The following is a 25,517-nucleotide window of genomic DNA, read 5'->3' as shown; positions in this document are numbered from 1 at the left end:
ATAAAACCCTTGCCAAACTTGCCTTAGCGTAAAGAGATAACAGGAAACAAAGTGGAGGACGGCCATGTTTCGTAAAATTGTACTGGTGGGGGCGCTCGTGTTATGCGCGGGTTCGGCGATCGCCGCAGAGCCGATCGAGGGCGACTGGAAGACGATGGCGGGAGATACGGCGCGTATCGCGCCATGCCCGGAAGGCTTCTGCATCACCCTGATCAATGGCAAGTATACCGGCAAGATGATTGGCCACATGAAGGGCAATGGCGGGCTCTATAACGGCCAGATCACCGACCCCAAGGACGACAAGACCTATGAGGGGTCTGCGGCCGTAACCGGCAACAATCTGAAGCTGCAGGGTTGTGTGCTCAAGGTCTTCTGTAAGTCGCAGGTCTGGACACGCCTGTAGGAACGCATCCGCAGGCACAGTCCTTTTCATGCTATAAGCCGGCAAGGTTTGAACATGGAAGGCTGACAGGATGACACATGTGAAAACAGGCACCGGCGCATTCCATACCAAGAGTGCCGTCGGTGCAATGGCGGTGAGTGCGGTGGCGCTTGGGGTGACGGCCATAGGCGCCATTGCCATAGGGGCGCTGGCGATTGGGCGTTTACGTATTCTGGAAGCGCGTGTTGAAAAGCTGTCCGTGGGGACGCTCAGTGTCGATCATTTGACCGTGCGCTCAAAAGAGCGGTAATTTTATCGGAAAAGCCTATAATCTTTTTAAGGCGGGAAGCTTTAAAGCGGTCCCTTCCTCAAACCGCAAGCGCATTTTAGCCTGCGCTGTCCCATATCCGGGCGCAGGGTCTGCGATCCTGCAAAAATTTTAGGGCTATTCCGGCCCATACCCTTGCAGGGGCGTTTCAATCTCCCATATCGGCTACAGCTTTCGGGCCTCTGACTGAGTTGGGGGCTTGAAAAATTCCCTTAATTCATCTTAACGGGGATGGACATGTGCGGTGCTTCCCTTCCATAAGGCCGCCAAAACCCATTCGCCTCAACGGAGCAGATTGAAATCCATGGCTAAAATTATCGGTATCGACCTCGGCACGACCAATTCCTGCGTCGCCGTCATGGACGGCAAGACCCCCAAGGTGATCGAAAACGCCGAAGGCGTGCGCACCACGCCGTCCGTCGTCGCCATTGTTGACGACAGCGAGCGCCTGATCGGCCAGCCCGCCAAGCGTCAGGCCGTCACCAACCCGTCCAACACCTTCTTCGCCATCAAGCGCCTGATCGGCCGCAACTATTCCGACCCGATGGTCCAGAAGGACAAGGGCATGGTCCCTTACGAAATCTCCAAGGGCCCGACGGGCGACGCCTGGGTCAAGGCCCACGGCAAGGATTATTCGCCGCAGCAGATCTCGGCCTTTATCCTGATGAAGATGAAGGAAGACGCCGAAGCCTATCTGGGCGAAACCGTCACCCAGGCCGTCATCACGGTCCCGGCCTACTTCAACGACGCCCAGCGTCAGGCCACCAAGGACGCCGGCAAGATCGCCGGTCTGGAAGTGCTGCGCATCATCAACGAGCCGACCGCGGCCGCTCTCGCCTACGGCCTCGACAAGAACGACGGCAAGAAGATCGCCGTGTACGACCTCGGCGGTGGTACGTTCGACGTCTCGGTCCTCGAAATCGGTGACGGCGTCTTCGAAGTGAAGTCGACCAACGGCGACACCTTCCTCGGCGGTGAAGACTTCGATATGCGCGTCGTCGATTACCTGGCCGACGAGTTCAAGAAGGAAAACGGCGTCGACCTGCGTTCCGACAAGCTGGCCCTGCAACGCCTCAAGGAAGAAGCGGAAAAAGCCAAGAAGGAACTGTCGACCGTCGCGCAATACGATCTGAACCTGCCGTTCATCTCGATGAACGCGTCTGGCCCGTTGCACCTGAATCTCAAGCTGACCCGCGCCAAGCTGGAAAGCCTGGTTGAAGACCTGATCCAGAAGACCGTTGGCCCCTGCCAGCAGGCGCTGAAGGATGCCGGCCTGAAGGCTTCGGATATCGATGAAGTCGTCCTCGTCGGCGGCATGACCCGCATGCCGAAGGTCGTCGAAGCCGTGAAGAACATCTTCGGCCGCGAACCGCACAAGGGCGTCAACCCGGATGAAGTCGTGGCGCTCGGCGCTGCCATCCAGGCCGGCGTTCTGCAAGGCGACGTCAAGGACGTGCTGCTGCTGGACGTGACCCCGCTGACCCTGGGCATCGAAACCCTGGGTGGCGTGTTCACCCCGCTGATCGAACGCAACACCACGATCCCGACCAAGAAGTCGCAGACCTTCTCGACCGCCGATGACAATCAGTCGGCCGTGACGATCCGCTGCTTCCAGGGCGAACGCCCGATGGCTTCGGACAACAAGCTGCTGGGTCAGTTCGACCTGGTCGGCATTCCGCCGGCGCCGCGTGGCGTGCCGCAGATCGAGGTCACCTTCGATATCGATGCTAACGGTATCGTCAATGTCCACGCCAAGGACAAGGCGACCAACAAGGAGCACTCGATCCGCATTCAGGCCAATGGCGGTCTGTCGGATGCCGATATCGAGGAAATGATCAAGAACGCCGAAGCCAACAAGGCCGAGGATGAAAAGCGCAAGGCGCTGATCGAAGCCCGTAACCAGGCCGATGCCCTGATCCACTCGACCGAAAAGGCGGTAAAGGACTTTGGCGATAAGGTCTCCGCCGAGGACAAGACGGCTGTCGAAACCGCTATTGCCGACCTCAAGACGGCTCTGGAAGGTGAAGACGTCGATGATATCAAGGCCAAGCATCAGGCCCTGATGACCGCTTCGATGAAGCTCGGTGAAGCCATGTACGCCGCGCAACAGGGCGGCGAAGGCGATGCCGGCGCTGGCCCGGCAGAAGACGATGGCGTGGTCGATGCCGACTTCGAGGAAGTCGACGGCGACGATCAAAAGCGAGGCTAAGACCTCATATGGATGCGACGGCTGACCTTTTTACGGGTATCCCGGCCGCATCCCGCACGGATGAGGCGGCGAGGTTTGACTCCTTGCCGCCTTTCCTTCAAGCTTTCCGATCAGGATGGCACCTTTCCCAAACAAAATGGACAGATGAGGCCTCTTGCCTGCGCGATGCGCTGGCGGCTTGGCTGAAATCGGGGCGATGAGTATGAGCAAGCGTTGTTATTACGAAGTGCTGGGCGTCGAGCGCACGGTCGATGAGGTGGTCCTCAAGTCGGCTTTCCGCAAAAAGGCCATGGAGCACCATCCGGATCGCAATCAGGGCGATGCCGGGGCTGAAGCACGCTTCAAGGAAGTCAACGAAGCCTACAGCGTCCTGTCGGATGGCCAAAAGCGCGCCGCCTATGATCGCTATGGTCATGACGGCGTAAACGGCCAGCAAGGCGGCTTTGGTGGCGGTTTCAACGGTTTTGCCGGTGGCGCCCAGGGCTTCTCGAACGTCGAGGACATCTTCTCGGAAATGTTTGGCGATATCTTCGGCCAGCAACAGCGCCGCGGGCCTCAGGGCGCCCAGCGTGGCCCGGATGTCCGTGCCGATTATGAAATCACCCTGGAGCAGGCCTATAAGGGTGCGGAGGTCGAACTGACCATCCCGACGACCATGACCTGCGAGGTCTGTCATGGCTCCGGCGCCAAGGCCGGCACCAAGCCGGTAACCTGCCAGACCTGCGGCGGCCATGGCCGCGTGCGGGCCTCCAACGGCTTCTTTGCGGTCGAGCGCACCTGCCCGACCTGTAACGGCCAGGGCCAGACTATCAAGGACCCCTGCACGGAATGCCGTGGCCATGGCCAGGTGCGTCAGAACAAGGACCTCAAGGTCCGCATCCCGGCCGGCGTCGATGATGGCGCGCGCATCCTGCTGAAGGGCGAGGGCCAGGCGGGCGCCAAGGGCGGACCGAAGGGCGACCTCTATATCTTCCTGACTGTGGCCGAGCACGATATCTTCGAGCGCGATGGCGCCGACCTGCACTGCTCGATCCCCGTGCCGATGACCACGGCCATTCTCGGTGGTGAACTCGATGTGCCGTGCCTGATGGGCGGCGAAGGCTGCGATGGTCAGTGCAAGTTGCAGATCGATATCCCGGAAGGCGCGCAGACCGGCCATAAGGTCAAGCTCAAGGAGCGCGGTATGCCGGTGCTCAATTCGAAGAAGAAGGGCGATCTGATCGTCGAACTTTTCATCGAGACGCCGAAGCACCTGACCGCCCGCCAGAAGGAACTGATGAAGGAATTCGCCCAGATTTCCGAAGAACAGACCTATGCGCAAAGCCAGGGCTTCATGCACAAGGCCCGCCGTTTCTGGGACGATATCACCGGCGCTGCTGCCCAATAAGGGTGCGAAGCACCCTTAACCCGTAAGTTTTTAGAGTTCGGAAATCTCGCTGGAATGTCTCCGGCGAGATTTCTTTTTTATACCTCCCCAACTTGTTGGGGAGGGGGACCGCGCCGTAGGGCGGGGTGGTGGGGGTTCTTGCTTTCTGTCTGCGCGTCGGTCACAAAATCCCCATGCCCGACGCCCGCGAATTTATCCTGCAAAATCTCCGCCTCGAACCGGCGCCGGGCCTGCCGGAAATCAACCTCTATCGCGCCCATGCCGGCAGTCGACTGTCTCGTCTGGGCGATACCCCGCCTTACTGGGCTTATCACTGGGCCGGCGGGACGGTCCTGGCGCGTTATATTCTCGATCATCCCGAAAGCGTTTGTGGTAAAGGGGTGATCGATCTGGGCGCCGGTTCAGGTGTGGTCGGGATTGCCGCCATGAAAGCCGGCGCAAGATCAGTGACGGCCATTGATATCGATCCGAATGCGGTGATGGCTGCGCGTCTCAATGCGGAAGCCAATGGCGTAACCCTTACCACCGTGCAGGGTGAACTCACCGCACCGCCCGATGCAGACCTGATCCTAGGCGGCGACGTCTTTTATGACGCGGTATTGGCAGAAAAGATGTCGGCACTTTTCACGGCCTGTGTCGCAAAAGGCATCGAGGTTCTGGTCGGCGATATGGGCCGCAAGTCCCTGCCGATTGAGCGGCTGGAGCCGGTGGCGGCGTATGAAGTGCCGGATTTTGGGCAGGCGCAGCTGCTGGAGGCGAGGGTCTTTAAGTTCAAGGGGTCACAGACCCCTTGACCCCGTAATTATGCATGGAGCGCATATTTCGCTGGACCTGACATGACCTTCTGCATATTCGGCTTAAGCGACGCCGAAAATGCAGAAGGTTCTGATCATGTCCACCACACGTTTCGCCATCAATGGCGCCAAAGGCCGTATGGGCCAGGCCATCGCCCGCGTGCTGGAAGCGGCCGGACACACCATTTCGGCCCGTTTTGACAAGGGTGATGCCTTCGATCTGAGTGGCTCGGATATCGTTATCGACTTCTCGACACCGGAAGCGACCCTGCATTTGGCCGAAGCCTGCGCGTCGGAAGGCACGCGGCGCGGTACACCCATGGTTCAGGTGATCGGTGCTACCGGCTTCACGCCTGAACAGGAGACTGCGCTTAAGCCGTTTACGGAGCAGGTGGTCCTGCTCAAATCCGGCAACTATTCGCTGGGCGTCAACATGATGATCGGCCTTCTTAAGCAGGCCAGCGCCCGCCTGAATGCCAAGGACTGGGATATCGAGGTCACCGAAGCCCATCATAAGCGCAAGGTCGATGCCCCTTCCGGCACTGCTCTGATGCTGGGCGCGGCCGCCGCTGAGGGGCGCGGTGTCGATCTGGCAGAAGTGAAGGTGGCTGCGCGTGACGGTATCACAGGTGCGCGCCGCGCCGGCGATATCGGCTTCTCGGTCATTCGCGGCGGCGGCATTGTCGGTGAACACAGCGTTCTGTTCGCCTCTGAAGACGAACTGATTACCTTCTCGCATTCGGCGCGTGACCGCACCCTGTTCGCCCGCGGCGCCATCCAGGCCGGGCTGTGGGGACGCAACCAGACGCCCGGCCTTTACGATATGCAGGATGTACTTGGGTTCTAGAGCGCCGATCTGATTACATCAGATCGGCGCTCTAAATTCTTTGCTTTACCGCACTTTTTAATCCGAAACGTAGTTCGGCGTAGCCAAAAGTGCGTCACACTTTTCGGAAAGTGCTCTAGGCTTTTTTGACCTGAACGTTCATCAGCGATTTCACGCTGCCGAGCACACCGATCATGCCATAGGCGAAGACGTACATCAGGAAATATTGCGCGATCGAGCTGATCCGGCTGATATCGGCCCATGCGGGCTGACCGCCGCGCACCAGAGGCAGGAAGATATTGAAGGCCAGCACCAGCGCCAGGGCGCCGGCGGCCTTCATGGCGTATTTCTCGGGCTTCTTTTGCAGCAAGCCAATCACGATGGCCACGATCAGGATCGGCAGGGGATTAACGTCCGCCAGGGCGGCACGGAAGCCATCGCTCAGACCGAGGAAGAAAGACCAGATATCGTTCATAGGGTATCCTTTTTAATGTCACAGAATGGCATAAGGGTACGCTCCGCCGGAACAGGCGATACAGCACGATACCATGGTTAACCAAAAATCAAAAAACGATGTGTTTCGGCGCGGAAAGCGGCCATTCAGACCGGTTTCTGGCTGCCGGGTTTCACGGCCATCGTCATGAGACTGACCTTTATCAGGCTTACGGCACGGATCAGGACGTAGCTCAGTGCGAGCAATATGGCGATCTGGAACTGAATCTCCAGCTGGGTCAGGTCCGGCCAGATGGCCTGGTAGCCCATGGCCATCGGCAAGAGGGCGGTCACGATCATCGCCGGAATGACCGCCAGCACGGTGGCCAGCCAGGCGGGAAGCCGCCGGGACCGTATCAGGCCGAGGAACAGGCTGAAGACCACAACCGGCACCGGATTGAGGCTCACGAGCGCGGCCTGCAGGGAATCCCACATAGCCCACAGGAATTGCGTAAACTCACTCATACGTCTGTACTTTCAAAAGCGTGGCGTTCAGGAAAACCGGCTTAAGGCTTGCAGTCTGAACCTCTTTTGAGGCTGTGGTTCACGCCTGGTTCATCAGGCGCTGGTCTTGTACGTATGAAGAGAGGGTGCGCTGTTTCGCATTTCCCTCAAAGTGGAAATGTGTGATCAGAAGGTCACGAATGTATCTATTTTGGCGAGTGTGACTCGCTCGCCACGGGATTTATCTGCCTGTAGAGCCGAAGCCGCCTTCACCGCGCGTCGTGGTCTCCAGGTTTTCCGGTGTTTCCCAGACGATACGGGCATGTTGCGCCACGATCATCTGGGCGATGCGGTCGCCGCGCCGGATCACGAAGTCTTCCGAGCCGAGATTAACCAGGATGACGCCAACCTCACCGCGATAATCGCTGTCGATCGTACCGGGTGAGTTCAGGCAGGTGATGCCGAATTTCAGCGCCAGGCCGGAGCGCGGGCGCACCTGCACCTCATAGCCCAGCGGCACAGACATCTTCAGGCCGGTCGGCACCAGGGCCCGTGCCAGCGGTTTCAGTACCAGTTCCTCGCCTTCGGCAATGGCAGCGCGCAGGTCGAGACCCGCGGAGCCTTCGGTTTCATAGGCCGGCAAGGCCAGGCCCACCGCATGTGGCAATTGCACGACGTGTGCGGTGACTTCAGGTGAGGCTTCGGGCTTGGTATGGGCGTTCATGGAGGGGCTCTCTTTGGATGAGGCCATCCTAAAGAGTGCGTATCGCGGGGTAAATGCCGGCCACAAAGGTTAACAAAACCATGCACAGGTTTTGAAGTGCTGTGGATCAATCGCTGGACTGCATTTCCAGGGTGCGCTGAATTTCATCGGCCAGCAGGCCGGCGCCGGTCAGGCTGAGATGCCCGGCATTGAAATAGAGCACGCCCTTGCCGGGGCGGTAGACATGGCAGATGGTGTCGCAGAAGATTGTGGCCGGTCGGACCGCGATGATATTGTTCGCCTGGGTGAAGCGTTCAAACTCATCGAGGATGTATTTGCGGCGGCTCTCATAAAGCGCCCGTGACGTGCCGACCGTTTCCGGCGCGTGACCAGACCGGGCCTTCAGAGCCAGATCCGAGGGCGGATCAAATTCAAAGGTCGGAATCGGGAAGATAATGACCACCTGCTTGCCGGCCTGTTGCAGTTCAAGCGCGCTCTGTTCCATGCCTTTGATCGTGTCGCGTGTAATCGTGTCGTCGTCATGCAGATTGCCGACCAGAATGACGGTGCGCATATTGGCATCGGCCTTGACGGCCGCCATGGTATCGATGTTGTGCTGGCGGCAGACCGGCTTCGAACCTGGCAGGCTCGCCCGGCAACCCGACATGGTGATCGATTTCAGGCTGGCGCCCTGCGCGCTCAGGCGTTCGCCAAGGGCCTTGGCCAGTTCGGCACCGTGGCTGTCGCCCCAGACGGCATAGCTGGCGGGTACGTCTTTCGCGCCATAGACGCACAGATCGGCATAGGCCAGGGGCCGATCCGAACGCATGTGGCACCTGTTGCGGTCGTGGTTGTAGTCGTCGGTCGCCGCCAGATAAGTGCGTTCGGTGGGTGAGAAGCGCTGGGGCAGGCCGTCGGCATAATAGACGCACAGGCAGACGGCGATAGAGGCCGCCATGAGGCTGCCGCCAAAGGCCCAAATGGGGATCGGGCGCGTCTGCGGTTGTTCCTTCAGGAATGGCGTCTCGATATAGCGCCACGACAGCCAGGCCATCCCGACCGACAGGACGAGCGCCCCGACAATGGCCCAGGACGCATCCGGGAAGACGAAGCGGGCGAAGACCAGCAACGGCCAGTGCCAGAGATAGAGCGAATAGGAGATATCGCCGACGCGCACCAGCGGCCTGACGGCCAGCCAGCGATTGGCCCAGCCCTGCGGCGATACCAGAAGGGCGGCGGCGCCCAGGCAGGGCAGCAGGGCCAGCAGACCGGGGAAGGGCGAGTCCGCGTTGATCAGAACGAAGCCCAGGGCGATCGCCACGAGTCCAATGATACCCAGAATGCGCTGGGCCAGTACCGGCAGGGAGACATGGCGGTCGATCCCGACACACAGGGCGCCGATCAGCAGTTCGAAGGCGCGCGACGTCGGGAAATAGAAGGCGACCTCGGGATGGGCGGCCAGCCGTGTCTGCGAAAACCACAGCGACCACAGCGCCAGCAAGCCAAGCACCGGCCACAGGAGGCGCTTTGCCCAGCGATGCAGGACATAGAGGATCGGCGGAAACAGCAGATAAAACTGTTCCTCGACGCCGAGCGACCACGTGTGCAGCAGGGGTTTCAGCTCGGCCTGGAGATCGAAATAGCCGGTCTCGCGCGCGAAGGCGAGATTGGACAGGAACAGGGTGGTGAAGAACTGCGACTTGACCAGTTCTTTCAGCAGGGTCGGCGGGAAAAAGGCCAGCCCCATGACCAGTGTAAAGGCCAGGACCGTGAACAGGGCCGGATAAAGCCGGCGGATGCGGCGGCGATAGAAGTCGCGGATGGAGAAGCGCTTTTCCTCCATCGGCCGTAATAGAACCTGGGTGATCAGGTAACCGGAAAGAACGAAGAAGACATCGACCCCGGCAAAACCGCCGGGCAGGAGGGCGTGGCTGGCATGGAAGGCGAGCACGGCCAGGACAGCGATAGCGCGCATGCCCTGAATATCGGCGCGTTTGCCATGCGTCGTTATAGTCATGCGTCCTGCCAAAGATTGAAAAGCTGAAAAGGTGCGGTCACGGCGTCGCCGTAATCGATAGCCGATAAAGCACGATTACGAAACCGTGATCTTAATTTCAGGCAATACGTTTCTGGATATAGGCGCTGAGAAAGGCGGCGACATCGGCCTTGGTCTGACCCGGTATCGGTGTAAAGCCATCGAGATCGACCAGGGTGGCGCTGTTATGCGATGAGCCGAAGACGCCTTCGGAAACATTATTGGCGACAATGGCATCGCAGCCCTTTGAGGCCAGCTTGGCGTGGGCATAGTCTTCCAGCTTCTGGGTCTCGGCGGCAAAGCCGATGACCAGGCGCGGGCGCATCTCAAGATGCTTGGAAACGGATTCAAGGATGTCCGGGTTCTTGACGAAGGTGACCGATAGCTCGTTATCCATCGTCTTCTTCTGCTTCTCGCTGGCGATATCCTTCGCCCGCCAGTCGGCGACCGCGGCGACGCCAACGAACACATCGCACGGCAATTGGGCATGGACGGCATCGAACATCTGCTGTGCCGTCTCGACATCGATGCGAGTGACGCCGACCGGCGTCGGCAGAGACACAGGGCCGGAAATCAGAGTAACATCGGCGCCTTCGCGCGCCAGCTTTTCGGCAACGGCATAGCCCTGCTTGCCCGAGGAACGGTTGGTCAGGCCGCGCACCGGATCGAGCGGCTCAAAAGTCGGGCCGGCGGTGATGACGATCTTCTTGCCGGCGAGCGGACCATCGACCCCGCCGGTGAGGTGAAACTGGATGGCGGCCAGTATGGCTTCCGGCTCGCTCATGCGACCGAGGCCGAATTCGCCGCAGGCCATGTCGCCTTCGTCGGGGCCGGTGAAGAGGACACCGTCGGCCTTCAGGGTCTCCAGATTGCGTTGGGTGGAGGGATGGTGCCACATGCGCACATTCATGGCCGGGGCCAGCAGGACGCGCTTGTCGGTGGCGAGCAGCAGGGTTGAGGCCAGGTCGTTGGCCAGGCCTTGCGCCTGTTTCGCCATCATATCGGCGGTAGCGGGCGCGACGACAACCAGATCCGCCTGACGCGACAGCATGATATGGCCCATCTCGGTCTCGTCGGTGAGATCGAACAGATCGGTATAGACCTTATCGCCCGACAGCGCGGCGGCGGTCAAAGGCGTGACAAATTCGTGCGCGGCCTTGGTGAGCACCACGCGGACATTCAGGCCGGCCTTCTTGATCAGGCGGATCAGTTCCAGCGACTTGTAGGCCGCAATGCCGCCGCCGATGATCAGCAAAATACGCTTTGAAACAGGCTGATCCGTCATGACGAGGTATCCTTTAACTTGCCGGCGGGTTGTGCCATAGGTGGGGTTGAGGGTGCAAGGGGGCAAGGCTATGCGGGCAATCTGGTTATCGGCTTTGCTTTTGCTGGGCGTTGCCGCCTGCGATGCCGGGCCGTCCGCCGTGCTGCCCGATGGCGCGGGAAAAGCGCCGGCGGAACAGGTTCAGCCCGCGAAAGCACCGGTCTGGTCGCAAAAAAGCGCGCAGACATCTGCTGATCCGGTCGAAGAAGCGTCAATGCCCCTGGTGGAGGCCGCGCCGGTATCTGGCGCGCCCTTGCCGATCGCCGCGCAACGGGCACAGATTAGCGAAACCAGCTATGGCGACTGGCCGCTGTGGTCGAAGAACCGCAAATATTCGGCCGATGAAAACGCGCACTATCATTTCCAGAAGCATGGTCCGGAATTTTCGGCGAAGTCCTATCCCGATTATATGGCCATGGTGCATGGCTTTATTCATAATCCGCCGGCCGGTACCGAAACCCTGAAACGCAGCAATGGCGATACGCTGTTCTACGATCCGAAAGGCAATGTGTTCGCGGTGATGACCAAGGCCGGTGCGCCGCGCACGATGTTCCGGCCGGATACTGGCGCGGCCTACTGGCGGCAGCAGAAAATCATTGAGAGCGAGCGCCGGACGCCAAGGCGGGACAGCGATAGCTGATCAGCGCACGGCCATCCAGATCAGCACGCCGAGGGAGATCACCGAGACGACCAGCGCGATCAGGCCGAAGGTGCGGCCCTGTTGCGCCACCAGTTGCAGGGCAGCCAGTTCGACGGTCTGGCGGGTTTCGGCGCCTTCTTCTTCCTCACTGCGCAGGCGACTGATCAGGCGTTCGGCGATCTGGCGCGCCTGGGCGATGGGGGACAGTTCGCGCGAAATCCACGCCTGCACCACCGGGCGGGCGGCTTCCCACAGGTCGTGTTCTGGATAGATGCGGCGGGCGACGCCTTCGACCGACACCATGGTCTTTTGCAGCAACACCAGTTCGGGGCGCAGGTGCATATCGAACTGGGCGGTGATGTCGAACAGCTGGGTCAGCAGGCGACCCATGGAGACCTCGGTCGCCTTCTGGCCCAGTACGGGTTCACCGACGGCGCGCAGGGCTTGCGCAAAGGAATCGACATTGTGGTGGCGCGGCACATAACCAGCCTCGAAATGGACCTCGGCCACGCGCTTGTAATCGCGGCGCAGGAAGCCCCACAGCATTTCCGCCAGATAGCGGCGCTCCTTGGGGCGCAGGCGGCCGATAATGCCGAAATCGATGGCGGTCAGCTGGGCTGGCGCCTGCACGAACAGATTGCCTTCGTGCAGATCGGCATGGAAGGCGCCGTGATCGAGCGCCTGGCTGAGGAAGGCGCGGATCAGGTTGTCGGCCAGTTCCTTGTGCTGCAAACCCGGCAGGCTCAGGGCTTCCGGACGGCTGAGCGGGGTGCCTGACGCCCATTCGGTGACCAGCACGCGGCGCGAGACCTGATGCCAGACGACCTTGGGCGCCTTCATCCACGGTTCTTCATTGATCGTCTTGCCGATCTCGTCGCAGGCTGAGGCCTCCAGCCGCAGGTCGAGTTCGAGCAGCAGCGACTGCGCTACGGCGCCGACAAAGGCCACCGGTTCCAGCCGTCGCGCCGAGGCGAAAAAGGTCGCAATGATTTTCGCCGACAAGGTCATCATGGCGATATCGGCGGCGACCACCTCTTCAATATCCGGGCGCAGAATCTTGACGGCCACCTTGCGGCCATCGAGCAGCACGGCTTCATGCGCCTGGGCGATGGAGGCCGAGCCCAGCACCGCGCCGAATTCTGAAAAAATGGCGTCGACCGGCTTGCCGAGCGACTCTTCGACACTGGCCAGGGCGACTTCGCGCGGGAAGGGCGGCAGGTTGTCCTTCAGATGCGACAGGTCGTTGATGAATTCCTTGCCGAAGATATCGCCACGTGTGGAAAGCACCTGACCGAGTTTGATAAAAGCCGGGCCCAGCTGCTGGAAGGCGATGGCGTAGCGTTCACCGGGACGTAAGTTCGTCTTCTTGGCGAAGAGGCCGCGCAGGAGGCTCATGCCGAAACGCGGCACGGGCGGCAGAAGGTGCGCCGTCTCCTTTGGTAACAGGGCGTCGTAGCGCAGCAGGATAAATCCCGTGCGGAACATGCGCGTCCATGAACTTAAGGTAGCCAAGACTACGCCCAGCCCTCGTGCAGGGCGCAGACCCCGCCGGAATAGTTGGTATACCGCGCGCTGCGGAAGCCGGCGGTTTCCATCATGCCCCTGAAGGTCTCCTGATCGGGAAAGCGCTGGATGCTTTCAACCAGATACTGGTAGCTGTCGCGGTCCTTGGCCACCAGTTCGCCCATGAAGGGGATGATTTTGAAGGAATAGGTCTCGTAGATTTTCGAGATCACCGACGAGGTCGGGTGCGAGAATTCGAGGCAGAAGAAGCGGCCGCCCGGCTTGAGCACGCGTTTCGCTTCGTTCAAAGCCACCTGCACATCGGCGACATTGCGGATGCCGAAGGAGATGATGTAGGCGTCGATGCTGTTGTCCTCGATCGCCAGGTTCATGGCGTCACCGACCGACCACGAGATTTCCGGCTCATCGAGATGCAGGCGCTGCGACTTCTCGCGGCCAGCCATGATCATGGCTTCGTTATAATCGATGATGCGGATCTCGGCGTCCTTCGCCGCATAGCCGCGCGCTTCGCGGCGGGCCTTGGCGGCGCGGGCCAGTTTGGCGAGGCGGCGGGCGATATCGCCGGTGCCGCCGGCGCAATCGATGATGACCTCACCCGGTTGCGGGTTAAGGCGGGCGCAGGCGGCATCCTTCCACAGATGGTGGACCCCGCCCGACATGACGTCGTTCATCAGGTCGTAGTTCGAGGCGACGTTTTTGAAAACATCATGGACCATCGCCACCTTTTCGCGGGCGTCGACATCCTTGAAACCAAAGGGGGAGGTAACTGTATCGGTCATAAGGGGCCTTGTAGCCCGAAACCGGTAAATTTGCGAAGAGGAAAAGTAGTTAAGTGTGCATTGCGGCAGCGGCAAATCGCCGCCTTGTTCGATTAAACACTGTCAAACATACGGGTGAAGGGCCATACGGGTGAAGGGCCTGGGGCCCTTCAGAGCTTGCCGTCGGCCTTGTCGGCGACGCGGCGGAAGGGGCCCTTGTAATCGGGCAAGGTGCGGCGGCGACGGTCAGGGCCGACATAGGTGGCCGATTTCACCCAGCCGCGTTCGTTATTGATCACGCTTTTCAGCCGGTCGATCAGGGCGCGGGCGGTCAGGGGCTTGGCGACGAACTCGTTGACCCCGGCATCGCGTGCTTCGAGCACACGGCGGCGGTCGGTATGACCGGTCATCATGATGATGGGCACATAAGGATTGGGGCTGTCGGTGCCGCGGCGGACCAGCTTGGTGAATTCGATGCCGTCGATGGTTTCCATCACCAGGTCGAGCACGATGACATCCGGTCGCCAGTCGCGCACGATTTCCAGGGCTTCGGCGCCATCCGAGGCCTCACGGATCAGGGTGATGCCCATGGATCGCAGCATGGTGCTGACGATGACCCGCATATAGTGGTTATCATCGACCACCAGCACCATTACGCGTGCAAACTGACTCAAGGCGCGATCTCCGGGGCATCAGCCAACCATTTTGCGACGCATATGCCTCATGGGTTGCGTATCGTCCGGTCAGCCCTTTGGCGAGAATCACTATCCTTATTTGCGAAATTCACAAACTAAAGATTGATCTTTATGTCGTTCTGCTCTTGATTCGCTTCTGCGGATAAATCGCGCGCATCAAGCGCCGCCGAGGCGGGGAATTCATCATGATCGACTGGCATAACCGGACCCTGATTGCGGGCGCTGCGGCCGTTCTTATCGCCGGGTTCGGCATCGGTTTCCTGACCGATCATGCCATAAGTAGCAACGCCCGGCAGAAGGCGGCCGACGCCACGGCTGAGGTCAGTCAGCCCGCCACCGGCCTGTTCGGCAAGATCCGTGACAAGAATGCCCCGCGCGCTGGTGACCGCAAGCCCGATGGCTTCGCCGTTTGGAAGCAAAACCTCGATACCTCCGGCAATGCGCCCAAGGCCTGTATCCAGTTCTCGAAGCCACTCGATCCGGCCAAGCCCTATGGCGACTATGTCGTTGTCTCGCCCGCCCTGCCGTCATCGCCGGCGATTTCGGTCAAGGACGATACCCTGTGTGTCTCCGGCTTCGGCTTTACCGACCGTCGCGTCACCCTGCTGAAGGGGTTGCCGGCCAAGGGCAGCGATCAGCTCAAGGCCAATGCCGATCTCGACTTCACCTTTGGCGAAAAGCCGCCCTATGTCGGTTTCGCCGGCAATGGGGTGATCCTGCCGCGCGAGGATGCCGATGGCGTGGCGGTGGAGACGGTCAATGTCTCGACCCTGGCCTTCGAGGTCTGGCAGGTTTCGGACCGCAATCTGGTGCGCAAGTCGGTCTCCGCCCCCGATCCGGTGGCCGAGGGCGAATACGACTATGCCTATGGCGACGATGCCGCCGACGATATCGGCGTCAAGATATGGACCGGCAAGGTAGCTGTGAAGTCTGGCAATGGCGAACGCGTCACGACCGTCTTCCCGCTGGGCGCGGTGCTGAAAACGCTGAAGGCGGGCGCCTATGTCGTCAAGGTGCGTGATGCCTCCGGTGGCCGCGACAAGAACGACAATGACGAGCCGGCGCAGGCGCGCCGCTGGATTCTCTATACCGATATGGGCCTGACCACCTACAAGGGCCAGAACGGTCTCGATGTCGTGGTGCGCTCGCTGAAGACCGCCAAGCCGCTGGCCGGGGTCAGGGTTGATCTGGTGGCCACCAATGGCGATACGCTTGGCGAAGTGAAATCCGGCGTCGATGGCCGCGCCACCTTTGCCGGCGCGCTGCTCAAGGGCAAGGACGCCCTGACGCCGAAAATGATCATGGCCTATGGTGTGGGTGACGATTTCACCGCCACCGATCTCGACCGCTCGCCGATGGACCTGACCTCGCATGGTGTGGGCGGTCGCAGTGAGGATGGCGAGGCCGGCGATGGCCGCACGGCGACCATGGGCGTCGATTCCTATATGTATAGCGATCGCGGCATCTATCGGCCGGGCGAGGCGGTACACGTCGTCGCCATGATCCGCGATCCGCAGGGCCGCGCCATCAAGGACCGCAAGGGCGCCATCATCATCACGCGCCCGAGCGGGGTGGAGGCCTATCGCCTGGTCTTCGACAAGACGCCGATGGGCTATGCCGGGGCCAATGTCACCCTGCCGAAGACGGCGCCGCGCGGCCAGTGGTCGGCGCGGGTCGAGCTGGAAGGCATGGATGAACCGGCGGGCAATACCAGCTTTGCGGTGGAAGATTTCGCGCCGCAGCGCCTGGCCGTCGATATCAAGGCCGATGCGAACAAGCCGCTGATGAGCGCCACGGAATCCCGTCCGGTAACGGTGGCGGCGCGCTATCTCTACGGCGCCATCGCCTCCGGTTTGCAGGTGACGGGTGAGGCGCGCATTCGTGCTGACGGCAATCCGTTCCCGAAATTCGCCGACTATCGCTTTGGTGACGAGACCGCGCCCTACGAAGAGAAATATGTCGACCTGCCGGCCACCACGACGGACGGTCAGGGCAATGCGCTGTTCCCGTTCGATGCGTCTTTGGCGGGCGACACCACCGCGCCGCTGACCGTGCTGCTGACCGCTTCGGTCTTCGAGCCGGGCGGGCGTCCGGTGCGCGAAAGCCAGACCCTGCGCATCAAGACCGCGCCGCTCTATCTCGGCGTGAAGGTCGATCAAAAGGACGGTTCGTGGCGTGATGCGCCGCGCATGGCCTTCAATATTGTGGGCCTGACGCCGCAGGGCGACAAGCGCGCCGTCAAGGGCGTGACGGTCAAGCTGATCTCCGAGGTCTGGGACTACGACTGGTATATTTCCGACGGCAAGTGGAACTGGCGCTCGACTCACCGCGATGTGGTGGTATCTTCCAAGGCCTATGATCTGAACGCCAATACCGGCGCCACCTTCGAGCGCAATCTCGACTGGGGCGATTACCGGCTGGAAGTCGAGGTGCCGGGACAGGCCAAGACGGTGACACGCTTCTCCTCCGGCTGGGGCTCGACGCAAAAAGGCACCGATGCGCCGGATTTTGTGCGCATCACCGCCGGCAGCAAAAACTATAACCAGGGCGATACGGTCGAAGTCACGCTGAAAGGCCCCTACAAGGGCGAGGCGCAGATCGCGGTCGCCACCGATCATGTGATCGAGATGAAGACCGTTTCCATCGGCGAAGGCGGCACGACGGTGCGTCTGAAATCGACGGCGGAATGGGGTGGCGGGGCCTATATCATGGCCAGCGTCATGCAGCCGCGTGATCCGGTCAATGCCTCGAAGCCGCGCCGCGCCATCGGCCTGATCTATGTGCCGCTCGATCCGAAATCGCGCAAGCTCGGCGTCAAGATCCTGGCATCCGACCAGCCGCAGCGTCCGCAGACCGATAAAAACGGCAACAACTTCATCGATGTGCCGATCCAGGTCTCCGGCGTGAAGCTGGGTGATCGCGCCAAGGTCAGCGTGGCCGTGGTCGATCAGGGCATTCTCAACCTGACCAAGTTCAAATCGCCCGATCCGACCGGATGGTACTTTGGCAAACGCGCGCTGGGCGTTGATTATAACGACGATTATGGCCGTCTGCTCGATCCGAACCTCGGGGCCGCCGCGCCCACCTTCGGCGGCGACCAGCTCGGCGGCGAAGGCCTGACCACGACGCCGATACGCACCATTTCGCTGTGGTCCGGCGTGGTGCAGACCACGATGGACGGCAAGGCCTATGTCCGCCTGCCGATCCAGAAGTTCAACGGCGAGCTGCGTGTCATGGCCGTGGCCTGGACCGACGATGCTGTGGGCTCGGTGGATGGCCGCATGATCATCCGCGAACCGGTGGTGGCCGATCTGGCCCTGCCGCGCTTCCTGGCGCCGGGCGATACCGCCTATGCTACCCTGCAGCTCGATAATACCGACGGCAAGCCGGGGCTCTATACGGCCATCGTCAAGGGTATCAAGGGATTGGTCCTGGCCTTCCAGAAGGCATTCAACCTCAATCATGGCCAACAGGCCATCGAGACCATCGCCATGAAGGCGCCGAACACCACCGGCATTTCGACGGTGCAGATCGGGCTGAATGGTCAGGGCTACAGCTTCAATGACAGCTTCAACCTGCAAACCCGCAATGGCTGGGGGCCGCAGACCCGTGTCGCCACCGCCTCGCAGAAGGTCAATGAAACCTGGACGCCGGATGCCGCCCTGCTCGCTGGCCTGCAACCCGGTTCGGCCACGGTAGAAGTGTCGTACTCGCCCTTCCGCAATATCGATCCGGCGCCGCTGGCGGCGAACTTGGCCAAGTATCCTTACGGCTGCACCGAACAGGTGACCTCGGCCGCCATGCCGTGGTTGTTCGTCTCGGAATCGCTGGTCGGCAAGACGGCCGCGAAGCCCGGCGTGAATGCCTTGAAGATCGCCGTCGATAAGATCCTTGATCGTCAGTCGGAAGACGGGGCCTTTGGGCTGTGGCGTCCGGGCGATGGCGAGGCGGATGGCTTCATCGGCGCCTATGCCACCGACTTCCTGCTGGAAGCCCGTGCCCGCGGCGCCTATGTGCCGCAGGAAGCCATCGACAAGTCGCTGAACGCCATGCGCGCCATGTCGCGGCCGGATGGCTATGCCAATGTCAATTATCGCCTGAGCGTGCCGTCCTACTGGAACTGGTTCGGTGTTTCCGGCGAGCAACTGACCAAGCAGATGCGCTCACGTGCCTCGGCCTATGCGCTTTATGTGCTGGCCAAGGGCAAGTCCGGCGATCTGGCGCGCCTGCGCTGGTATCACGATGTCCAGTTCAAGGCGGAGAAGTCGCCGCTTTCCCGTGCTCAGATAGCTGCCGGTCTGGCCATGATGGGGGATCGCGCACGGGCCCGCCTGGCCTTCAATGAGGCGATCCAGTCCCTGGGCTATTCCGATCCGAACGACTGGTATCAGACGCCGCTGCGCGATCTGGCCGGGGTCATTGCGCTCGCCTATGAGTCAGGTGAGGATGATATCGCCCGTTCGCTGACCGGGCGTCTGGAAAACGCCATGAAGTCGCCGGCTCAGATGAACACCATCGAAAGCGCCTATGTGCTCAAGGCGGCGTCCTACATGCTGAAAGCCTCCGGTCCGCTGAAGATACAGGCGCAAGGGGTCAATACCCTGCCGGCGGGGATGAATGTCCAGCGCTTCGGTGTCGGCCAGATCGCCGGTGCCAGCGTGAAGAACGGCGGCGCGGGGCCGGTGTGGCGGACGGTGACGGTGATCGGTACGCCGGTCTCGGCGCCGGGCGCGGAAAGTCATGGCCTGAACCTGGTCAAGACCTTCTACAACCTCGATGGCTCGCGCCTCGATCCGTCGCATATCACGCAAGGCCAGAAGGTGCTGGTGGTGATCTCCGGCCGCTCCGACCGTACCGAACTGCGGCCGATCGTGGTCGATGATCCGCTGCCGGCGGGCTTCGAGATCGAGTCCACCCTCACCAATGAGGATGCTGAGAACGGGCCGTTCCGCTTTATCGGCAAGCTGACCGATCTGAAGGTCTCGGAGGCGCGTGACGACCGCTTTATCGCGGCGCTCGATGTGTCTTCGTCCGACAGCTTCAGCATGGCCTATATCGCGCGGGCGGTGACGCAGGGCGACTTCTACCTGCCGGGGGCCGAGGCCAAGGACTTCTACCGTCCCGACACCTTCGCCCGCACGCAGGGTAGCCGCACGGTGATCAGCGCAAGGTGACAGGTGTAGAGTACGACAAATCTTCGCCCTCCCCATTTATGGGGAGGGGGGACCGCGCAGCGGTGGGCGGGGCTTCCTTATGTGGAATTGCCCCTTCCGTCACGTCGCTAACGCGCCGTGCCACCTTCCCCATAAATGGGGCAGGCGGGAGTATGTATCATCTTGTTTAGCTTGAAGCCTCTCAATCCCGACTCCCTGATCCGGCCGCTGGTCAAGACCCTGATCGGCGTGATGGGGTTTCAGGTCGTTATCGCCGCGGCGAACCTGATCTTCCCGCCGGATATGTCGCGCGCCCAGACCGCCTCCGCCGTGGCGCTGGACCGCAACGGCGCCTGGTTGCGGGCCTTGCCGGTCGATAATGGCCGCTGGCGTATCCGCGCCGATCTCGACCGCACCGATCCGTCTTTCATTTGCCGCCTGCTGCGCGTCGAGGACGAGCGCTTCTATTTTCACCCCGGCGTCGATGCGACCTCCATCGTGCGGGCATTGCTCTCCAATATCCATGCCGGCAATATTGTCTCCGGCGGTTCGACCATCACCATGCAGACGGCGCGATTGCTCAGCCCGCACCCACGCGACTATGGCAACAAGCTGATCGAGGCCTTGCGCGCTGTGCAGCTGGAAATGCGCTATTCGAAGCGCGAGATTCTGGCGCTCTACCTGACGCTCGCGCCCTATGGCGGCAATCTCGAAGGCGTGCGTGCGGCCTCGTTGTCCTATTTCGGCCATGAACCGGAAAGCCTGACCCTGGGCGAACAGGCGCTGCTGATCTCCCTGCCGCAGGCGCCGGAAGCGCGCCGGCCCGATCGCAAGCCGGCCAATGCCCTGAAGGCGCGCAACCTGATCCTTAAACGCATGACCGAGGCCAATATCATCGGCGCTTCCCAGGCCGGCGAGGCGATGAACGAGCCGATGGTGACGTCAAGATTCGCCTTCCCGACGCTCGCCTGGCATACGGCCGGACGGTTGGCGCGTGGCGTCAAGGGCTTGCAGGCGACGGTGGTGACGACGATCGACGCCAATCTGCAAACGCGCCTCGAAGCCATGGCGGCGGCTACGGCCAAGGATCAGGGGCCTAATTCGTCGGTCGCCATTATCGTGGTCGATATCAAAACGCGCGGGGTGCGCGCCAGTGTCGGCGGCGGCGGACTGGATCGGCCCGGCGGTTGGATGGACATGACCCGTGCGATCCGCTCGCCCGGCTCGGCGCTCAAACCCTTTATATACGGCTTTGCGTTCGAAGACGGTGTGGTGGCGCCGGATACCCGCCTGATGGATGCGCCGACGCGTTTTGGCGATTACCAGCCGGAGGATTTCGATCGGGTGTTCCATGGCGAGGTCTCGGCCAAGGAGGCTCTGATCAATTCGCTGAACGTGCCGGCCGTGGCGGTGCTTAATCGCATCGGGCCAGAGGCTTTTCAGGGGCGGTTGGAGGCGGTGAATGTACCGCTGATCGTGCCGAAATCCGGCCTGAAGGACTCGGGCCTCGCCCTGGCTCTGGGCGGCGAGGGCATCCGCATCAGCGACCTGGCTCTGCTCTATGCGGCGCTGGGCGATCATGGTCTGGCGCGGCCTCTGGCCTATACCTTGGCCGACGAAAAGACGAGTGGTGGCCAGCGGCTGATGCGGCCGGAAGCGGCGGACCGGGTTATTTCGATCCTGCGCGAAACGCCGCCCCCAGAAGGCCGCCTGCCGGGACCGCTGATGAAGAATGCCAACCGTCCGGCCTTCAAGACCGGGACATCTTACGGCTATCGCGACGCGCTGGCGGTGGGTGTGGCCGGCGGTTATGCCGTGCTGGTGTGGACCGGCCGTCCGGATGGCGGGGCGCGGGCGGATCAGACTGGCCGCGAGGCCTCGGCGCCGCTGTTGTTCGATGTCTTCGACCAGTTGCAGGCACCGAGCCAGGTGCCGCAATCGATCGCGCCGGGCAATGCGCCGAAGGGCCTGAAGATGATGAGCGGCGACACCGGCAAGGCATCGATCCTCTTTCCGCCCAATAATGCCACGGTCTATGTCGAGGTCAAAAGTGACGCGGTGAAGCTGGATGTGGCGCGGCCGCTGAAGCTGTCGGCGCGCGGTATCCGGCCGGTGCAGTGGTATGTCGATGGTCAGCCATTGAAGCTGGACGAAAACGGCGAGTGGAGCTGGTCGCCGCCGACCGAGGGCTTCTTCGAGCTGTCGGTGATCGATGCGCAGGGGCACGAGGACAAGAGCCATGTCCGGGTCAAAGCGATCCGCGCGGGCGAAGAGAACTAAGAGTCCTGCCCATAACCTTCCGGTAAAAAATATATTGAAACGCACGGTTAAAAATGTATACCTTGCATAACATAGTAAAGTGTTATGTAAGATATTCTGAAAATATGAACCTCTTGTTCACCGTTTAACCGGGCTGGCTTCGGCCGCCCTTGCCGAAGGAAAAGTGCATGCGTCTACTGTGTCTGATTGTCGGGATCCTGAGCGCGCCATCGGCGATGGCCGCCGAGACAACCTTTACCCATATGAATACCCCCGGGCCGCATGCGGTCGGTTTCAAGCTGGTCGAGCAGTACGACCGGGCGCGTAGCTATCGCGGCGCCATTGATCCGGTCACCGGTAAGCCCTTCATGGGCGAACGGGCGCGGCCGGTCCAGACCTGGGTGTGGTATCCGGCCGACAAGACATCTGCCCCCGTCATGACCCTGGGCGATTACGAAAAACTGGCGGCCACAGCCGATAGTTTTCCGTCGACGCCGGCTGATCGTGTGGCGCTGGTTAGGGCGCAGCTCGGCAATATGGCCGAGGCGGTATCCGGTGTGATGACGCCGCAGCAATTCATGGCGAAACTGGCCACGCCCCTGACTGCCCACCGTGAGGCCGCGGCCGAGACCGGACGGTTTCCGGTCATCATCTATGCCGCCAGTTTCAATGCCACGCCGCTTGAAAACGCCGATCTGTGCGAATATCTCGCTAGCCAGGGCTATATCGTGATCGGTGTCGACAGCATCGGCCAGGCCTCGCGCCTGATGACGATAAGTCTGGAAGGCGCAGAAGCCCAGGCCGCCGATATCGGTTTTGCCATCGGCTATGCCGGCAGCCTGCCGCAGGCGGATACGAACCGCCTGGCGGTCATCGGCTATAGCTGGGGGGGGCTGGCCAATGTTCTGGCCGCCGCGAAAGACAGCCGCATCGGCGCGCTGGTCGTGCTGGATGGCTCGGTCACCAATCCGTCCCCGCTGTTCGGGCAGGCAACCTATGCCACCGAGGCGCGTGCTACGGCGCCGATGCTGTACGTGGCGTCGGGGACCGTGCCTGCCGGAATGAAGGGGGTGTCGTTCGACCGACCTGACAGCCCGATCAACCATATGAAATATGCCGATATCTACCGGGTAACCCTGGCGCCGATGATGCATCAGAACTTCTCCGAAACGGCCCTGCGCTTCGGGATAGGGCCGGGTATCGCTGGCCAGGATATGGGCAAGCTATCGAGCGCCACTGTCTGGATGGAAACCTATACATTGCGCTTTCTCGACGCCTATCTGAAGGATGACGGTAAAAGCCACGCCTTCCTCGATCTGCCGCCGGCAGAGGCGGGGGCGTCGGTCGATCTGGTTACCTCGCGCGTCACCCACGCCGAAGCCCTGCCGCCCACGCGCGTGACCTTCGCCGCCGAACTCGGCCGCCAGGGGTTCGATCAGGCGCCGGTGGTCTATCAGGCGTTCAGGACGCGTGATCCGGACTTCGCGCTGACGCCGGCGGAGCTGGTATCTTGGGGCTACGATCTGCTGGCGCGGAATGACCTGCCGGAGGCCATCGCCATCCTGAAGCTGAATACGGATCTGCATCCCGACGACTGGAACGCGTTCGACAGTCTGGGCGAGGCCTATGCCGATCATGGTGATGCGGCTCTGGCGATTGCCGCCTACCGTCAGTCCCTTGTTCTGAATCCGCAGAATACCAATGCCACGGATCATCTCAAGTCTCTGGGCGCATAGGTATTGTTGGTGCGGTGGCCGGCGGAGGCGTTACGCCGGCCCTTTCTTTACTCGATCTTGTGCAGGTCGCGGCCGCGGGTTTCCTTGAGGAACAGCAGTGAGACTGCCGCCGCCAAAAGGCCGGTCGCTACCGGATACCACAGGCCGAAATAGATATTGCCCGAGGCCGCCACCATGGCGAATGACAGGACCGGCTGCAGGCCGCCGAACCAGCCCGTGCCGATATTATAGGGCAGGCTCATGGCGGTGTAGCGCACGCGGGTCGGGAACATCTCCACCAGGGCCGAAGCCATTGGGCCATAGAGCGCGGTGCAGGCCACGGCGAAGACGCACATGATGGCGAACATGGCCCACAGGTTGGCCTTCTTCGGATCGGCCTTTTCAGGATAGCCGGCGGCCTTGAGCGCGGCCTTTACTTCGCCGGTCGCCTTGGCCTTCAACGCCTTGATGCCGGCCTTGTCGAGGCCCGCGCCCGAGGGTACGTCGATGGCTTGCGTCCCGATGTGGATGCTGGCGGTCTGGCCCGCCGCGCGATCCGTCTTGTTGACATAGGGTGTGCCGACCCCGGTCACCACGCTTTTGGCGAGGTCGCAGGGTGTGGTGAACTGCGCCGTGCTGAACAGATCGAACTGGAAGCTGCATTGCGCCGGGTCGGCCACCACATAGACCGGATTTGTCCGCTGGGCGGCTTCGAGATCGGGATTGCCGAGCTTCATCAGCGCCTGATAGCCGGGGAAGAAGGCCACGCAGGCCAGCACCATGCCGAAGACCATGACCGGCTTGCGGCCGATGCGGTCGGAAAGCCCGGCGAAGGCAACGTAAAGGCAGGCGGAAACGAGCGTCATGCCCATGACCAAGGTGTTCATATCGGCGGGAGCGAGCTTGACGATCGAGGTCAGGAACACCTGGGTGTAGAAGAAGGTGGTGTACCAGACCACGCCCTGGGCCGTCATGAAGCCGAAGAGGGCGATCAGCATGCCCCTCAGGTTCGGCCAGCGCGTGAAGATTTCGCTCAAAGGCGACTTGGCCAGCTGACCCTTTTCGTGCAGGGCCTTGAAGGCCGGGCTTTCGGCGGTCCTGGCGCGGATATAGACCGAAACCGCCAGCAGGCCGGAGGAAACGATGAAGGGAATGCGCCAGCCCCAGTCGGCGAAGACAGGTTCGCCGGTGGTCTTGCGGGTGACGAGGATGACCAGCAGGGCAGCGATCAGGCCGAAACCCGCCGAGGTCTGTATCCAGCCGGTATAGGCGCCGCGCTTGTTGGCGGGCGCGTGTTCGGCGACATAGATGGCCGCGCCGCCATATTCGCCGCCGAGCGCGAAACCCTGAACGATGCGTAAGACGATCAAAAGGATGGGCGCCAGTATCCCCACCTGTTTGTAGGTCGGCAGCAGGCCGATGGCGATGGTGGCCAGACCCATGACGAGGATGGTGTAGAGGAAGGTGCCCTTGCGGCCCTTCTTGTCGCCGATATGGCCGAAGACCAGCGCGCCCAGCGGCCGGGCGATGAAACCGACAGCGAAGGTGGCCAGGGCGGCGATGGTGGCCAGGGTATCGTTCAGCCCGGCATAGAAGTTCTGCGCGATGATGGCGGTCAGGGAGCCGAAAATGAAGAAGTCATACCATTCAAAGGTCGTGCCCGCCGCCGAGGCGATCACTATGGTACGCAAGTCCTTTTTGTTTTCCGTCGTCATTTGGGCCCCTGCAAAGCCCGTATGTTCGGGCATTACTAAGGGTATTGACCGAAATACCTCACAAGACAAGGCTATTCAGTCGCATTCGCCATGGACTCTGGCGCATTTTGCAATTTATGGTTAAGGTGCAATTT

General features: G+C 61.4%; 19 protein-coding genes. 10 read left to right on the top strand and 9 right to left on the bottom strand.

The genetic code is table 11. The features are described from left to right. Positions 1–64 precede the first annotated feature (64 nt). The 6 genes from QM647_RS04260 to dapB all read left to right on the top strand — a co-directional run bounded on the left by QM647_RS04260 (position 65) and on the right by dapB (position 5,947). Positions 65–403 (top strand): DUF2147 domain-containing protein, encoded by a 339-nt coding sequence (locus QM647_RS04260; RefSeq protein ID WP_414994230.1) that lies wholly within the window; start codon positions 65–67, stop codon positions 401–403. Positions 404–482: 79 nt separating this feature from the next. Further along, complete coding sequence (locus tag QM647_RS04255) at positions 483–692, top strand: hypothetical protein (protein WP_414994229.1); 210 nt, start codon at positions 483–485, stop codon at positions 690–692. Positions 693–1,014: 322 nt separating this feature from the next. Next, positions 1,015–2,919: a molecular chaperone DnaK gene (dnaK, locus tag QM647_RS04250; protein WP_414994228.1), complete on the top strand. Its 1,905-nt coding sequence runs from the start codon at positions 1,015–1,017 to the stop codon at positions 2,917–2,919. 202 nt (positions 2,920–3,121) lie between these two features. Next, positions 3,122–4,306, top strand: coding sequence for a molecular chaperone DnaJ (dnaJ, locus tag QM647_RS04245; protein ID WP_414994227.1), 1,185 nt, complete (start codon positions 3,122–3,124; stop codon positions 4,304–4,306). Between the two features lie 173 nt (positions 4,307–4,479). Further along, entirely contained in the window at positions 4,480–5,100 is a 621-nt protein-coding gene (locus tag QM647_RS04240) for a class I SAM-dependent methyltransferase (protein WP_414994226.1), read from the top strand. A gap of 97 nt (positions 5,101–5,197) precedes the next feature. Next, on the top strand, positions 5,198–5,947 hold the full coding sequence (dapB, locus tag QM647_RS04235) for a 4-hydroxy-tetrahydrodipicolinate reductase (RefSeq protein WP_414994225.1): 750 nt from the start codon (positions 5,198–5,200) through the stop codon (positions 5,945–5,947). Between the two features lie 115 nt (positions 5,948–6,062). Here the strand turns inward: dapB and QM647_RS04230 are convergent, their stop codons facing one another. From QM647_RS04230 to coaBC, 5 genes are all read right to left on the bottom strand, one after another. Then, a complete protein-coding gene (locus QM647_RS04230; protein ID WP_414994224.1) occupies positions 6,063–6,401 on the bottom strand; it encodes a hypothetical protein in 339 nt (112 codons plus the stop codon). 125 nt (positions 6,402–6,526) lie between these two features. Beyond that, the gene (locus QM647_RS04225) at positions 6,527–6,883 is read right to left on the bottom strand and encodes a hypothetical protein (RefSeq protein WP_414994223.1); all 357 of its coding nucleotides are present in this window, start codon (positions 6,881–6,883) and stop codon (positions 6,527–6,529) included. 220 nt (positions 6,884–7,103) lie between these two features. Next, positions 7,104–7,586, bottom strand: coding sequence for a dUTP diphosphatase (dut, locus tag QM647_RS04220; protein WP_414994222.1), 483 nt, complete (start codon positions 7,584–7,586; stop codon positions 7,104–7,106). Positions 7,587–7,692: 106 nt separating this feature from the next. Next, entirely contained in the window at positions 7,693–9,582 is a 1,890-nt protein-coding gene (locus QM647_RS04215) for an acyltransferase family protein (protein WP_414994221.1), read from the bottom strand. Between the two features lie 97 nt (positions 9,583–9,679). Further along, a complete protein-coding gene (gene coaBC, locus QM647_RS04210; protein ID WP_414994220.1) occupies positions 9,680–10,885 on the bottom strand; it encodes a bifunctional phosphopantothenoylcysteine decarboxylase/phosphopantothenate--cysteine ligase CoaBC in 1,206 nt (401 codons plus the stop codon). A 70-nt stretch (positions 10,886–10,955) separates the two neighbouring features. On the opposite strand from coaBC, the gene QM647_RS04205 reads away from it, so the two are divergent. Then, positions 10,956–11,564 (top strand): hypothetical protein, encoded by a 609-nt coding sequence (locus QM647_RS04205; protein ID WP_414994219.1) that lies wholly within the window; start codon positions 10,956–10,958, stop codon positions 11,562–11,564. On the opposite strand, the gene ubiB is transcribed toward QM647_RS04205, so the two are convergent. The 3 genes from ubiB to QM647_RS04190 form a co-directional block, all read right to left on the bottom strand. Further along, positions 11,565–13,076, bottom strand: coding sequence for a 2-polyprenylphenol 6-hydroxylase (ubiB, locus tag QM647_RS04200; RefSeq protein ID WP_414994218.1), 1,512 nt, complete (start codon positions 13,074–13,076; stop codon positions 11,565–11,567). Between the two features lie 2 nt (positions 13,077–13,078). Further along, the gene (locus QM647_RS04195; RefSeq protein ID WP_414994217.1) at positions 13,079–13,867 is read right to left on the bottom strand and encodes a class I SAM-dependent methyltransferase; all 789 of its coding nucleotides are present in this window, start codon (positions 13,865–13,867) and stop codon (positions 13,079–13,081) included. A 149-nt stretch (positions 13,868–14,016) separates the two neighbouring features. Continuing rightward, positions 14,017–14,520 carry a response regulator gene (locus QM647_RS04190; RefSeq protein WP_414994216.1) on the bottom strand — a complete coding sequence of 168 codons (504 nt, stop codon included), beginning with the start codon at positions 14,518–14,520 and terminating at the stop codon, positions 14,017–14,019. A 206-nt stretch (positions 14,521–14,726) separates the two neighbouring features. Between QM647_RS04190 and QM647_RS04185 the strand changes: the two genes are divergently transcribed. The 3 genes from QM647_RS04185 to QM647_RS04175 all read left to right on the top strand — a co-directional run bounded on the left by QM647_RS04185 (position 14,727) and on the right by QM647_RS04175 (position 23,689). After that, positions 14,727–19,715, top strand: a complete 4,989-nt coding sequence (locus QM647_RS04185; protein ID WP_414994215.1) for an alpha-2-macroglobulin family protein — start codon at positions 14,727–14,729, stop codon at positions 19,713–19,715. Between the two features lie 162 nt (positions 19,716–19,877). Beyond that, positions 19,878–21,974 (top strand): penicillin-binding protein 1C, encoded by a 2,097-nt coding sequence (gene pbpC / locus QM647_RS04180; RefSeq protein ID WP_414994214.1) that lies wholly within the window; start codon positions 19,878–19,880, stop codon positions 21,972–21,974. 167 nt (positions 21,975–22,141) lie between these two features. Continuing rightward, positions 22,142–23,689, top strand: a complete 1,548-nt coding sequence (locus tag QM647_RS04175; protein WP_414994213.1) for a CocE/NonD family hydrolase — start codon at positions 22,142–22,144, stop codon at positions 23,687–23,689. 47 nt (positions 23,690–23,736) lie between these two features. Here QM647_RS04175 and QM647_RS04170 read toward each other — a convergent pair whose 3' ends face one another. Next, on the bottom strand, positions 23,737–25,383 hold the full coding sequence (locus QM647_RS04170) for an MFS transporter (RefSeq protein WP_414994212.1): 1,647 nt from the start codon (positions 25,381–25,383) through the stop codon (positions 23,737–23,739). Between the last annotated feature and the right edge of the window lie 134 nt (positions 25,384–25,517).

This window comes from Asticcacaulis sp. (assembly GCF_047605585.1).
Lineage (GTDB): Bacteria > Pseudomonadota > Alphaproteobacteria > Caulobacterales > Caulobacteraceae > Asticcacaulis.
This window is presented reverse-complemented; position numbering and strand designations above follow the sequence as displayed.